General features: G+C 41.9%; 9 protein-coding genes. 6 read left to right on the top strand and 3 right to left on the bottom strand.

Features of this window, described 5'->3' with window-relative positions:
• Positions 1 to 2,038 (bottom strand): SusC/RagA family TonB-linked outer membrane protein (locus AC1DG9_RS05075; protein WP_477634369.1); only part of this gene is annotated, 2,038 nt, incomplete at its 3' end.
• Between the two features lie 227 nt (positions 2,039 to 2,265).
• On the opposite strand from AC1DG9_RS05075, the gene AC1DG9_RS05080 reads away from it, so the two are divergent.
• From AC1DG9_RS05080 to AC1DG9_RS05090, 3 genes are all read left to right on the top strand, one after another.
• Positions 2,266 to 3,282, top strand: coding sequence for a GntR family transcriptional regulator (locus AC1DG9_RS05080; RefSeq protein WP_172660813.1), 1,017 nt, complete (start codon positions 2,266 to 2,268; stop codon positions 3,280 to 3,282).
• A 9-nt stretch (positions 3,283 to 3,291) separates the two neighbouring features.
• Positions 3,292 to 4,890, top strand: a complete 1,599-nt coding sequence (locus tag AC1DG9_RS05085) for a solute:sodium symporter family transporter (RefSeq protein WP_172660814.1) — start codon at positions 3,292 to 3,294, stop codon at positions 4,888 to 4,890.
• Between the two features lie 369 nt (positions 4,891 to 5,259).
• Positions 5,260 to 6,732 carry a serine hydrolase gene (locus tag AC1DG9_RS05090; RefSeq protein WP_337715726.1) on the top strand — a complete coding sequence of 491 codons (1,473 nt, stop codon included), beginning with the start codon at positions 5,260 to 5,262 and terminating at the stop codon, positions 6,730 to 6,732.
• Positions 6,733 to 6,756: 24 nt separating this feature from the next.
• On the opposite strand, the gene AC1DG9_RS05095 is transcribed toward AC1DG9_RS05090, so the two are convergent.
• Positions 6,757 to 7,215, bottom strand: a complete 459-nt coding sequence (locus AC1DG9_RS05095) for an SRPBCC family protein (protein WP_288879896.1) — start codon at positions 7,213 to 7,215, stop codon at positions 6,757 to 6,759.
• A 131-nt stretch (positions 7,216 to 7,346) separates the two neighbouring features.
• On the opposite strand from AC1DG9_RS05095, the gene AC1DG9_RS05100 reads away from it, so the two are divergent.
• The 3 genes from AC1DG9_RS05100 (at position 7,347) to AC1DG9_RS05110 (ending at position 13,583) form a co-directional block, all read left to right on the top strand.
• A complete protein-coding gene (locus tag AC1DG9_RS05100) occupies positions 7,347 to 8,384 on the top strand; it encodes a bifunctional transcriptional activator/DNA repair enzyme AdaA (RefSeq protein WP_288879894.1) in 1,038 nt (345 codons plus the stop codon).
• A gap of 81 nt (positions 8,385 to 8,465) precedes the next feature.
• Positions 8,466 to 9,875 carry an MFS transporter gene (locus AC1DG9_RS05105; protein ID WP_288879892.1) on the top strand — a complete coding sequence of 470 codons (1,410 nt, stop codon included), beginning with the start codon at positions 8,466 to 8,468 and terminating at the stop codon, positions 9,873 to 9,875.
• A 72-nt stretch (positions 9,876 to 9,947) separates the two neighbouring features.
• Positions 9,948 to 13,583 carry a CheR family methyltransferase gene (locus AC1DG9_RS05110; protein ID WP_288879891.1) on the top strand — a complete coding sequence of 1,212 codons (3,636 nt, stop codon included), beginning with the start codon at positions 9,948 to 9,950 and terminating at the stop codon, positions 13,581 to 13,583.
• 50 nt (positions 13,584 to 13,633) lie between these two features.
• On the opposite strand, the gene AC1DG9_RS05115 is transcribed toward AC1DG9_RS05110, so the two are convergent.
• Positions 13,634 to 14,821, bottom strand: coding sequence for an efflux RND transporter periplasmic adaptor subunit (locus AC1DG9_RS05115; protein ID WP_337715728.1), 1,188 nt, complete (start codon positions 14,819 to 14,821; stop codon positions 13,634 to 13,636).
• Positions 14,822 to 14,829: the final 8 nt, after the last annotated feature.

Below are 14,829 nucleotides of genomic sequence, written 5' to 3' on the forward strand. Positions count from 1 at the left end.
AACCAGTACCCAGCAAATAGGTCTGCAGGTAATTGAAATCACTCACCCTATCATTACCGGTTCTACCCCAAGATGCTCTTAATTTTAACTCATTGATCACTTCCGATTTAAAGAAGTCTTCCTGCGAAATACGCCATCCTGCAGAAACTCCTGGAAAAAATCCATAGCGTTTTCCTTCAGGAAAGTTTTGTGAACCGTCGTAGCGCATAGTATAATCAATCAGGTATTTACTCTTATAATTGTAAGATAAACGACTGATGTAATTGATACGGGCAGCTTCTGCAGCATCAGAAAAGTTTTGCTGACCAATAAGGCTTCCTGCTGACAACTGATCCAGACTGTTACTCAAGAAATTTGACCTTGAAGCATTAATGATATCGGTATTCCCCTTAAAGCTCTCAAAGGCCACGAAGGCATCAAAGCTATGATCACTGATGGTTTTTGAATATCCCAGTTTTAAATTGAGCAACCTCTCGCCAATGTTGCCTCTTTGTTCAATAAGCGATGGTGCTATTGATGAGGTTACCTTTACATAGTCTTTTGTAGCGGGATCATACCTATATGCCGGTGGCGGCGTTTTGGTAAAGGATTTTGTTTTAGATAGGGTTTTGTCATAAGCGTAATAACCATCTACAAATAGTCCTTGTGTAATTTTGTCCAGTTTCCAGCTAAATGATGCTTTTGTTTGCAGATAATCGGTAGTAAACCGCTGGTATCCTGCTTCGCCAGAGGTAACATACATCATGCTGTTATCGGGGCCGCCACCAATACCTACACCAACAAGTCCGTTGCTATAAACAGGGGTTAAGTATGGATAGGCTAACCATAATTCTCTAAAAATACTTCCAGCATCATAACCATTTTTTGCAGCATTGCGAAATTCATTACGGTACGATACATCAACTCCGATTTTAAAGTTATCGGTCACATTCACATCCACGTTTGCCCTTGCCTGATCTTGCTTATAATAAGCTGCATCCTGCTTGTAAATTCCGTCTTGTTTCTGGTGCTGGCCCGAAAAAAAATAACTTACCTTATCTGTTCCTCCACTTAGTGACATGATGTGATTTTGTTGTAATGCACGTGTTTTCATCACTGCATCCCACCAATTGGTATTTGGAAAAGCTAAGGGATCTGACCCATTACGGAATTTTTCAATAGCTTCTGTTGTCCATGTAAGTTGTTGCCCCACTAAGGCATCGTATTCGTTTGTTGCCTGCGCATATTGATATGAGCTCAGCATCTGAGGAACGCGTGTTGGCTGGGTGCTGGCCCAGTTGGTTCCAAGTGTAAGTACAGGCTTGCCCGACTTGCCTCTTTTTGTTGTAATCAGAATAACACCATTAGCTGCTCTTGCACCATAAATAGCAGCACTTGCATCTTTTATTATACTAAATGATTCTATATCCGCCGGATTTAACCTGGCGAAACCGCCTGCCCTGTCCGGAATTCCATCAATAACTATCAAAGCACCTGAATTACCAAGCGTACCCTTTCCACGAACAAATATATCTGCATTGTCGTTACCCGGTTCGCCGCTTCGGGCATTTACAATTAGCCCGGGAACCTGACCTGCGATAGAGTTGGTTAAATTGCTTGATGGTGATTTGCCCAGTTCCGCACCACTAACTGTTGACACAGCTCCTGTCAGGTTTGCACGTTTTTTTGTACCATAACCTACAACAACGATCTCGTTCAGTCCGGAGCCTGCTGCTTCTGTTAGCTGCACTTCAATGTGCTTCCTGCCGTTCACAGCTATCTCCTGATCGGTAAAACCGATATAACTGAAAATCAACACCGCATTATCCGGGACACTCAGTTTAAATTTCCCTTCATCATCTGTTTTGGTGCCAAGCTGCGTGCCCTTTACACGTACCGTGGCATTGGGCAAGCCACTATTATTGTCTGTTACCCTTCCGGTGATCTGCTGCTGAGCAAATGCCTGGGCACAAAAAACAAAAAAGAGCAGTAATAGAATAAGCTTTTTCCAGAGAAAATCAGGATAGCCCAACTTTTCGATAGTAAGTTTCACGTTCATATTTGGTTATGTTTTGGTTAGGAATAGAACAGTTTTTCTTTCTAGTCTAGTCTATGCTGTTCTATTATTAAGTAAATATAAAGGAAGTTTTTTTATAATTGCAAATTTTACTTTCATAAGTGCCTTAATTTGTATTTAATGATTAACTAAAAATTATTACCTTGTGAAATAAAAACTAAAACAAACATTTTTTATACCTATAGACTAGTGTAGCCCAACCTATCAATATGATAACCATTTTTGAAAAAATACAGGAACTTGAAGAAGTACCATCCTTTTCCAAACACGAGCAATTTGTACAGGGTATAATTAATGCTATCGACGAAAGAATCATTTCTAAAGGAGAGGCGCTGCCTTCTATAAACGTCCTGATCAAGGAACTTGGTTTTGCAAGGGAAACCGTAATGAAAGGATACAGAGAACTCATCAGCCGCGGAATAGTGGAGTCAAAAAACAGACTTGGCTATTTTGTTGCAAATGACGATACTGAACAAACCTTAAAGGTGGCACTGCTTATGTACCTTATCGACTCCTTTCAGGAGCAGTTCTACCGGAACTTCAGAAATGAACTGGGGCCAAATGTACATATCGATGTTTTTTTTCACCATGGCAACATCACCATGTTCGAAACCATGCTGAACATGATTAAAGGAAAGTATGGGGTGTATGTGATTTCACCTATACCACATCCAAAAACCAAACATCTGCTGGACATGCTGCCGAGCAACAAGTTCATTATGTTCGACCGCTATGAACCGCTTAAAGGCGAGTTCAACTACATTACTCAGGAATTTGAACAGTCTACCTATAGAATATTGGCAGAATTGGCAGATACCATAAAGAAATTTGATGAAATGATCTTTTTCCACGTACCTGGCTCTCTGGATCCGGTTGAGATCATTAAATCATTTAAAAAATTCACTAAAGATTTTAAGGTAAACGCCAGGATATTAAACGAATATGAGCCCGGCAGCGTAGAAAAGGGAAAGGTTTATTTTACCCTAAACAACTCCGAAATATGGAAAATACTTAAAGATTGCGAGGCAAAACAGTTACAGCCTGGCAAAGACATAGGCATCCTGTCGCACAACGACGAGGTGGTTAAAGAAATCATTGGTGGTGGCATCACCACCTACTCTGCAGATTTCTCTTTAATGGGTATAAAAGTGGCGCAGGCGGTATTGAAAAAGGAAAAAGTACAGGAAACAATTCCTACCGTACTGATCAGAAGAAAATCGCTATAACCTGCAAAAATGAATGCGACAGCCTTTATCACCTTTATTGTTGTTACCTTTCTTGTAGGGGTGATTTCCTGGTTCAAAACCAGAAGGCATAAAATAACTACCTCTGCAGGTCTCTTTCTGGCCAACCGAACCTTAAGCTTTACCGCTGTAGGCAGTGCTTTGTTTTTTACGAACATCAGCGCCGCAGAATTTGTTGGCAGCAGTGAATCGGTATATGTGAACAACATGACGGTAATGGCCTGGGGAATAAGCTCAGTATTTGCCATGCTGGTTGTTTCTGAATTTGTGATCCCCGTTTATTTAAAGGGTGCCATGTCTACCACTCCCGATTTTCTGGAAAACAGGTATGATCCGGGAACAAAGAAATTGGTTTCCTTCCTGTTCCTGATCAGCTACATGGTAAATCTGCTTCCTATTGTGCTTTACAGTGGCGCTGTAGCATTGAATGGCTTGTTTCATTTTTCTGATATATGGCACATCAGTTATGGAAGCAGCATCTGGATTCTGGTATGGTGCATAGGTCTGGTCGGCAGTTTATATTCTATTCTGGGAGGTTTAAAGGCCATCGTGATCTCTGACCTGGTTTTAGGCATCTGTATGTTTACCGGAGCATTATTACTGGCTTACTTCGGACTAAGCCATGTAGGCAACGGTAACCTTCAGGAAGGCATACACACCATCCTCACTTCAAAAACGGAACATTTTAATTCCATAGGGACATCTGCAGATGCAGTCCCTTTTTCTACCATATTTACAGGCATGATCCTGATGAACCTCTTTTATTGGGGAACTGAACAGGTTATTGTGCAACAGGCATTGGCGTCGTCTGATCTCGAAACCAGCCAGAAAGGCATTGCCCTTGCCTGTGCCGGAAAGCTGCTTGGGCCCCTGCTTTTTATTTTGCCCGGAATAATTGCCGTTCATATGTACAGCAGCATGCAAAACACTACCGAGGTATTTTCAAGGGTGGTAAGTGATGTATCTCCGCCCATACTAAGTGGCTTTATTGCCGCAGTTATTTTTGGCGCTGCAATCACTTCCTTTTCGCCTGGTTTAAACAGCGCCAGCACCCTGTTCACCTTAAATTTGTACAAACCTTTTAAAGAGAAGAAAGGAAGAACCGTTACAGAAGCCGATTTGCTAAGAAACTCTAAAAGATTTGAGATGTTTGCCTCTTTACTGGCTATGTTCATTGCCCCGCTAATCATTTTCTCAAGCGATACCTTCTACACCTTTATGCAGAAGATAAATGCGGCCTTCAGCATCCCCATTTTCACCATTATGTTTGTAGGCTTTGTAACTAAAAAAGTTCCTCCGATCGCTGCTAAAGTAGGTCTTGGATTTTGTTTTACCGGCTACATCCTTACTCAGATTGTATTCGATACAGGCATCCACTTCCTGCATATCTTGGCCATCCTCTTTTTACTAACAACCACCATCATGCTAATCATCGGAAAACTGTTTCCTATGGAAAAGGCTTATATGGCACAGAACAAACAGGTTGTAGATCTAAAACCATGGAAGAACCGCCACTGGGTTAACGGGCTGCTATTACTGATCATGATTCTTTTATTTGTGCTGTTCTCCAGATCAGGAATTGCAACCTAAATTAACGGTTTTCAACAGTCAGGTAAGCACTTCCACAGTAAGCAAACCGCCAAGAGAACTGCGCAACTGACTTAATGCTCTGGTCATATGGTTGTCAACCGTCTTTGTCGAATGTTCAGCCTTTGGGCAATTTCTTTGTGACTCAGGTTTTTTTCTTCCCTGCTGAGTTTATAAACTGCACTGCACTTCTCTGGCAAAATTCCCACAATTGAGTTGATCTGCTGAAGCAATTCTTTATGCGCTAAACTTCCATAGGCTGAGGGATCTCACACATTCCCGTTATCTCGACGTTAGGAAATCCCCAAGCCTTACTAATCAAAACAACACAATTACAGATTTATGTATATTTGATATACAAGCCCTAAACCAATGAACCACAAGTCATTAACCACAACCATCCAAAAGATCTTTATAATCCTGCTTTTGCTTGTCCCATACCTTTCTTTTAGCCAACAAACAGATTCAACCCATCTCGATCAGTTTATTGCAAAACAGGTAGCCGACTACAAAATCCCTGGCCTTGCCATCGGCATAATCAAAAACAATAAAGTAATCTTTAAAAAAGGATATGGTGTAACCAGCACAGCAAAAGGATTTCCGGTAAACACCCAAACTATTTTCCCCATATCATCCTGCACAAAAGCCTTTACCGCAGCTGCACTGGGCATACTTGTAGATGATGGAAAAATCAACTGGGATGACAAAGTCATTAAATACCTCCCGGATTTTAAATTGAGCGACCCATGGATTACCAAAGAAGTTACCATTACCGATATTTTAAGTCACAGATCTGGCTTAAAAACATTTGATGGCGACCTGCTTTGGTACGGCACAAAAAATACCAGACAAGATATCGCAAGGTTAATCCGTTACTCACCAATCCGAACCAATTTCCGCACAGATTTTGCTTACCAGAATATCATGTACCTTGTAGCGGGGCTTGTTGTTGAATCCGTTACCGGAAAAACATGGGACGAATTTTTAAAAGAAAGGATTTTCAACCCCCTCAAAATGACGGGCACCGCTACCAACAGGGATTCCATAACCAGCGAAAGTAATTTTGCCCTGCCACACATCCAGAATAAACCGATTAAACCACTCAACATGTACAACATCAGCCCTGCGGGCGGTGTAGATTCAAATATCGACGACATGCTGATCTGGATGCAGATGCTGCTTGCACATGGCCGAATTGATGACACCACCATATTAGCCGATGGCACCATTAATACCTTAACAAGTGTCAAAACACTGTTCTCCATTAATAAAGACGATGGCTATGGACTAGGCTGGTATATTAAACACACCAAAAACGGTAAAGTAATTAACCACAACGGTGGGATGCCGGGTTATATATCCAGCGTAGTGTTGCTTCCCGACAGCAGCTCTGGAATAGTCATCCTTACCAACAAAATATCTCAGATCAACGATGAGCTGGTCAAAGCAATTACCGGCTACATGACCCGAAATAACACATTTGACTGGAAAGAAGCCGACAAAGAAATGTCTGGAAAAAACACCGTTTTCGATTGGGATAAGAAAAGAAAACCTCAGCCTAAAAAGAGTGCTTCAATACCCAATTTTAGCCGCTATGAAGGGGAATACGAAGACATAGCTTATGGCAAAGCGGTGATCAGACGAGAAAAAGGAAAACCTTTTCTGGAATTGCTTCCCACAAAGGAGCTCTTTTCGGGCTTTTTACATCACATAGACGCAGATCACTGCAAAATCATCTTTAACGATCCCTTTGTACCCGAGGGTGAAGTAATTTTTATAAGGGATACGGAAAAAAAAAATAACCGGGTTCAAGCTAAACATCGATTCAAACGACTTCCTCTTTGACGATCTGGAATTTGATAAAATCCCTTAATTTTTCGCAAACTTGTCTGCTATTAGATTCAGATTGATGCCATGCTCCAGATAAGCCTTCAGCCCATCTACCACAGTAGTAAAGCCACCGCTTGCGCCGTTGATCTCTGCAAGCAGTTCATCACCGGTTGTCTGAAAACCATACTGCGTAATGGTAACATACGTAGTGCCTTCAGTCAATGCCTCAAATTCAAAATCTACGGGAGTTGAATATTGATCCCACTCAACAGCTATTTTTTTATTCGGCACAATTTCTTTAACCCGCACAGCGCTGGAAACACTATACATTTCCCATTCCCAGGTAATTGTTTTGCCCTGCTCTAGCCTGCCACTTCCTTTGGTAAACCAAAAATGCTTGGTGATCTCAGGATCAACAAATGCTTCAAATACTACAGCCACCGGCCTTCTGATTAGCATCTGCGCCTGTACGCTTGGTATTTTATTTTCCTTCTCCATATTATAAATATAACAATTATCCGCGCCAGGTCTGTAGAAAACTGCTTAGGTTTAAGAACAAAAAAATACTTGTCCTGTTTTCGGTTGTTCGCTACACCCAACTAAGCTAATTTTGAAGAAAAAGAAACAGAATGCTGACCAACGAAATCATGTACAACGCCATCCTTAAAAAAGACATCACTTTTGAGGGGACTTTCATAACGGCAGTTAAAACTACAGGCATATTTTGCAGACCTACCTGTACCGCAAGAAAACCAAAGGCAGAAAATGTGGAGTTTTTTAAAACGACCAGCGAAGCCATACGCAAAGGCTACAGACCTTGTAAAGTGTGCAACCCCCTTGAAAAAATTGGAGAGACCCCTGATTTTATTAAATCGATCCTCGACGAATTAAACGCAGATCCATCTTTAAAATTTAAGGACTGGGACCTCATTCAAAAAGGTATTGAGCCCAGCAAAATCAGAAGGTGGTTCCTTAAAAATCATGGCATTACCTTTCATGCCTACCAACGGATGTTTCGGATCAATTCTGCATTTAAAAGAATCCAGGATGGCCAAGCCATTACCACCGCCGCATTTGATGCCGGGTATGAATCGTTAAGTGGTTTTGGTGATTCCTTTAAAGCGATCTTTGGCGTTTCTCCTTTAAACAGCAAAGATAAACAGGTCATTAATATCACCCGATTAGAAACACCACTGGGAACTATGTTTGCCTGCGCCGTTAAACAAGGCATCTGCCTTTTAGAGTTTACCGATCGAAAAATGCTGGAGACGGAATTCAAAACACTCGCAAAACAATTAAATGCCACTATCATTCAGGGCAGCAACCACCACTTCGATCTGCTAAAGCAGCAGCTTGATGAATATTTCGCTGGCAACCGAAAACAATTTTCAGTGCCCCTGTTTTCACCCGGAACAGAATTTCAGCAGTCTGTATGGCAAATTCTGCAGGAAATCCCTTATGGCGCCACGCGCAATTATAAGCAACAAGCCCTGGCTTTAAATAAACCCGAAGCTGTTCGCGCAGTGGCAAATGCCAATGGAATGAATAGAATCTCAATCCTGATTCCGTGCCACAGGGTAATTGGCACTGACGGAAGCTTGACCGGCTACGGCGGTGGACTGGCCAGAAAAAAGTGGCTGCTCGAGCTCGAAAAATCAAACTCCTGATTTCTTAATTAAAAATGCATTTCGTTCATTCATATCAGAATGAGCGGGATCTGCCGTGCCTAAAAAAAAGACCAGACTATCATGAAAAAGAAAAAAAATAACTCAAAATGGCTTGCATTGGTAATCGTTTTAACCGCGCCAATGCTCTATGTAATAGATATTTTCATCATCAATATGGCAATACCGGGTATTAAAACCGGAGTGAATGCTAGCGACGGAGAAGTACAGCTGGTGATAGCAGGCTATTTGCTGGGAAGTGCGGCTTTTCTGATCATTGGCGGTCGCGCCGGAGACTACCTTGGCAAAAAGAAAGTACTGTTCTGGGGCCTTTTCCTCTTCACATTAACCTCCTGCATCTGTGGCATTACACAAACGGCCCTCCAACTTAACATTGCCCGCTTCTTTCAGGGCATCAGCTCCTCTATCATGGTTCCTCAATCCATTGCTTTTATACAAGTGCTGTTTACCGATCCTCAGGAGCGGGCAAAAGCAATAGGCTGGTACGGTGTTACCCTCAGTATTGCTGCTATTATAGGCCAGATATTGGGCGGATACCTGGTAGACAAATCTTTCTTGGGAATTGAGGGCTGGCGGTTGATCTTTTTGATAAACCTTCCCATAGGAATTGCAGCGTTATGGGCAATATCGAAGTATCTAACAGAGACAGTTAAAGACACCATGCAAAGCTTCGATTATTCCGGCGCAATGATTTTAACTGCAGGACTATTTTGCCTGATCTATCCGCTTGCAGAAGGCCGCGAAGCTGGATGGCCCTTGTGGAGTATAATCATGATACTGTCGTCGGCCCTTATTTTTGCCTGCTTCATTCGCAATCAAAAGAAAAGGCTGTTGCTTAACAGCGCTCCTTTAATAGATGTCTCGCTTTTTAAACTAAGGGAATTCAACATTGGCCTGCTCGCGGTATTGTTCCATTTCATGATGCATACGGCCTTTCTACTAATGAGCGCGGTGTATCTTCAGAACGGTCTTGGCTTATCTGCCTTAGATTGCGGTTTGTATTTCGTATTGCATGCAGTGCTTTTTATGATATCGGCAGTGCTGGCGTCTAAGCTGATCGTTAAATTTGGGAAACGCGTCTTGCAATTGGGCGTGGCCCTTATCATGGTATCCTTTATGCTCCAGATCCTGATTTTTAAACCGCAGGTAAGCGGGTTATACGTCATTTTACTCATTGGACTCTACGGTCTGGGCAACGGACTTGTCCTACCCTCTCTGCTTACCATTGCATTAGGAAGCATCCCAGCAAAATTTGCAGGCGTTGCTGCCGGCATCTTTTCCACCTTCCAGCAAACCGCTTCAGCCCTGGGGATCAGCATTTTGGGGGGTGTATTTTATTACGAAATCAGCACAAATAAGGCCAACCCCGATTACCTTAAAGCTTTCGATTATGGTATTGCCGCCAACATGGCCTGCCTTTGCTTAGTATTATACATGCTTTACCTCATCCCTAAACCCATTAAAGCCAAATAATGACGGGATAACCATTAATATTGATATCTTTGAGTAGGCAGCGATAAGTGTATCGTCGTCGAATTTGACTTCATGACCAGACTAAAAAAAACAGAACTCGAAATTTCTGATGATCAGTTCCCTGTAGTGGGAATTGGGGCTTCAGCAGGAGGACTAAAAGCCATAAGTCGATTTTTAAAGGCCATCCCGCCGAAGTCTGGAATAGCTTACGTATTTGTTCAGCACTTAAGTCCTGATCATGAAAGTTCCCTACCGGAATTGCTTCAGAAAATATCAAAAATCCCCGTACATCAGATAACAGACGACATCCATTTGGAACCGGACAACTTTTATGTTATCCCAGAAAACAAGATCGTAACCGCTACAGATGGAGTGCTTAAACTCTCATCACTCGACGATAAACGCTATAAAGTAAAAGTAATAGACCGCTTTTTCTCTTCACTGGCCATTGTGCACCAGGGTTATGCAATAGGTGTAGTCTTATCGGGCTCATTAAACGACGGCACCCTGGGTTTAGAGGCAATTAAGGCCTATGGAGGAATCACCTTTGCACAGGATGAAGATTCTGCAGAGTATAACGAAATGCCTGCAAGTGCGATAAAAGCTAAAACAGTAGATTTTGTATTAAACCCTGAAAAGATTGCAGTGCATCTTCTTACCATTAATGCACCTTTTTACAATAATCATATCAATCCCTCCGAAGATAAAGGTTCAAGGGACGAAGCGGTTTTCAAGCAAATACTTACATTACTTCGGGTACGCAGGGGGGTAGATTTTTCATTCTATAAGTCAAGCACTTTAAAAAGGCGCATTGTACGTAGAATGGCATTAAAGGGAACTGACAAACCGGAAGTCTATTTATCCGTTCTGCGCGAAAAAAAGGACGAACAGGACGCGCTATACAATGACATGCTCATTTCTGTTACTAATTTTTTCCGTGACCCGGACATCTTCGAAACCCTGTGTACCACTGTGCTCTCTTCGATCATAGATCAGAAGAAAAACGGTGAACCCTTACGGATCTGGATTGCAGGCTGCGCGACCGGAGAAGAAGCGTACTCTATGGCAATCTGTTTAACAGAACAATTGGGTGATAAAGCTTCTGCAATGAAAATACAGATCTTTGCTACTGATATTTCTGAAACGGCAATTAACAAAGCACGTACCGGCGTTTACAGACCTACCGATATTGAGGGTGTTTCGGAGTCTCGTCTGCGTCAGTTCTTTAATAAAATTGACGGCAACTATCAGGTCAGAAAAAGCATCCGGGACATGTGTGTTTTTGCACATCATAACTTCTTAAAAGACCCACCTTTCTCCAGACTTGACTTAATTGCCTGTCGCAATGTTTTAATCTATCTCGAACCGGTATTGCAGAAAAAAGCAATTACGGCCTTTCATTATGCCCTGGCCAATCATGGTTTTTTATTGTTGGGAAAATCAGAAAGTATTGGCAAAGACTCAGATCTTTTTCTGCCATACAACCATGCAAGCAAAATTTTTCAGCGGATCGGCATTCCCGGCAGGATTATGCAGGTAACCACACAGGGTAGTGAGCAGAATTTTAAAAATGTTGACACCAGTGCACGTAAAGGAGCCGAAGAACCGGATATTTCTAAACTTGCCGACCAGGTGGTACTGGCTAAATTCTCACCTTCTGGAGTGCTGGTAAGCGATAACTTCGACATTATTCAGTTTAGAGGAAAAACAGATGCCTGGCTCGCCCCGTCCCCTGGAAGAGCTAGCTTAAACCTGCTAAAAATGGCAAGGGAAGACCTGGTTTTTGAACTCCGGAATTTATTGCAGCAGGCAAAGAAAAATCAAACTCCTGTGGGAAAAAAGAATGTGATCTTTAACCTGAATGAACAGCAGGAATTTGTTGATATAGAGGTTACCCCGCTTATAAAACCTGAAAGTGTCCATTACCTGGTCTTGTTCCAAACCAGTTTTTCAGCGGTCCGTAAAAGGCCTTTATCAAAAGCCGGAAAACGGGTTGAAAGTGACAAAGACCTGAGGTTAAAGCAGCAGGAAATGGAGCTAACCCAGCTTAGGGCAGAAATGAGGAATGCAACAGAAGAACAGGAAGCGGCACATGGGGAACTGCAAAGCGCAAATGAGGAGTTGCTTTCTGGTAGTGAAGAGCTACAGAGCTTAAACGAAGAACTGGAAACTTCAAAAGAAGAGCTGCAAAGCACAAACGAAGAGATCAACATCATTAACAATGAACTCACCGGACGTAACCAGGAACTAAACAATGCAAGGGTATACACAGAAGCCATCATAAATACAATTCGTGATCCGTTGATTATTCTGGATAAGGATTTAAGGGTAAAAAGGGCTACGGATGGATTTTACACCAAGTTTCATGTCACTAAAAAAGAAACGGAAGGTGAATATTTCTATGATCTTGGTGACCGGCAGTGGAACATTCCACTACTCCGCGATCTGCTGGAGAACATCTTGCCGGAGAAAAAAATCTTAACTGATTTTGAGGTGAGCCATATTTTCCCAACAATTGGTCTGCGCATCATGAGTTTAAACTCAAGACTACTGGATGGCTTAATATTATTGGCAATTGAAGATATTACGGATAAACGTAAGGTTGAACAAGGCCTGGCTGAAGTGGAGTTGCTATTTAAAGAAAGTAAAGAACGGTTAAAACTTGCCGTAGAAGCCGCAGGTTTAGGCACCTGGGATTACAATACACTTACCGACGAATTGATATTTGATGGCAGGTCTAAAGAACTTTTCGGCCTTAAGCCTAATCATGACATCACTTATCAGCAATTCATAAATATGATCCATGTTGATGATCGTGCTGATGTAGACAAAACCCTGAAACAAGCGCTCACTGGCATCAATAATGGCGAGTACGAAAAGGAATTCAGAACATCAGAAAACCTAGATAAAAAACTCAAATGGGTTAAGTTTAAGGGTAAAGCGTATTTTAATGCAAAAAACGAGCCTTATCGCTTTGTTGGAACATCATTAGATATTACTCCCCAAAAGATGCATGATCAGGCGATAAAAGAATTGTTGCAACACAAAGATGATTTTATCAGTATTGCCAGTCATGAGCTAAAAACACCGCTGACTAGCTTAAAAGCATCGATGCAGCTGATCAACAGGTTAAAGGACGATTCCTTTTCTGACAAGCTGAATTCATTGATTGCCATGTCGACCAGGAGTTTAGACAAAGTAAGTATATTAATAGAGGACCTGTTAAATGCCAGCAGGATTAACCAGGGTCATCTTGAGCTTAACAAAACGCAATTCAATATTGCTAAAATGGTTGATGATTCGTGTTATCACATTCGTGCAGCAAATAAATATTCGATAATTACCACAGGTGATTTAACCCTGGAAATTTATGGAGATAGCGACAGGCTTAGTCAGGTAGTGATCAATTTTGTGAATAACGCCATTAAGTATGCCCCCGAAAGTAAAGACATTACCATTTCTATTGACAAACTAAAAGAGAACATTCGGGTTTCTGTAAGCGACAAAGGGCCCGGCATTCCTGAAGAAAAAATACCTCATTTGTTTGAACGGTATTACCAGATAGATGGCAAAAATGCCGCTTACTCTGGCCTGGGGCTAGGCTTATTCATCTGTACCGAAATCATCAAGAAACATGATGGAAAAATAGGCGCTGACAGTAACCTGGGCCAGGGCAGCACATTTTACTTTACACTACCTATAAAATAGCGTTAGCGAGTGTGCTGTAGCACACTCGCTTGCAACATGGCAACTTTACCCTAATGCCCGTGCCCGGCCTCTTCACTGTTTTTCAATTTCGACAGCAAATCATAAGTTCCTTTTAAAACCACCTTTCCATTTACAGCGACACCTTCCGGAATCTGGACCTCTAAATACCCGCCATCATTTACCCCAATACTTACTTCTACCATTTTAAAATAATACATCCCTTGTTTCTCCGAACCTTCTGAAACAAAGATGTATTTCTTACCTCCAAAATCAACTACAGCACTATTCGGCAATGCCTGCACTTTACTAGTACCCGTTTCAATATATGCTTTAAGGTATGCTCCCGGAATAAAGCTGGTGCTTCCTTTTGAAATGGCATGAACAGTAATCGTTTTATCGGAATTAATTTCCCGACCAACCAAATCTACCACTGCAATTTGCTCTTCCGTATCATTGGCCATAGAAAAACGAACCCGTTGACCTGCCCTAACTTTCGAAGCGTCTCTTTCAAATACATTCAATTCAACATGCAAATTAGCGCTATTTACGATCTCAAACATCGCATCATTCGGATTCACAAACTTTCCTGTATTCACATTTACTTTAGTTACATAACCCGTAATTGGCGAATAAATATTGATCTGGCTCCTAATATTAGCGGCCGACAAACTTGCCGGATTAATGTTGATCAGCTGCAACCTTTGTTTCAACGCACTTTCTCTTGCCAGCATACTTTGAAACTGCGCACGTGCCTGCTGCAATGTTTTCTTTGCATTTACATTCTGCTCTGCAAGTGTTTGTTGTCTCTTATATTCCGAATCGGCAAGTTCCAGCTGGCTCTTGCTTTCCAGGTAATCTTGCTGTAACAAGACATATTCCTGATTTTGCAAAACGGCAATCACTTGTCCTTTACTAACGGTGCTTCCCTGCAGCAACGGAGTCGATTTTACGATTCCTCCCATTTGCGTAGTAACACTAACCAGATTTTGTGGCGGCACATCAATAAAGCCATTAACCTTTAACAAGCCACTTAAATCTTTCATTTCCGGCGACCCTAGTGCGATGCCTGCAGTCTTATATTGTGCAGAGGTAAATTCCACGGTATTTTCATCCTCATGGTTTACGCTTGCTGTTTCTTTAACTGCTGTTGTTTCTTCTGATTTCGGTGTATTCCCTCCGCATGAGGTTAAAACCGCAGCAAATAGGACGTAAATGGTCACTTGAATAGTTCTTTTCATTTTCTTAA

It is taken from the genome of Pedobacter sp. 05L430 (assembly GCF_056397585.1).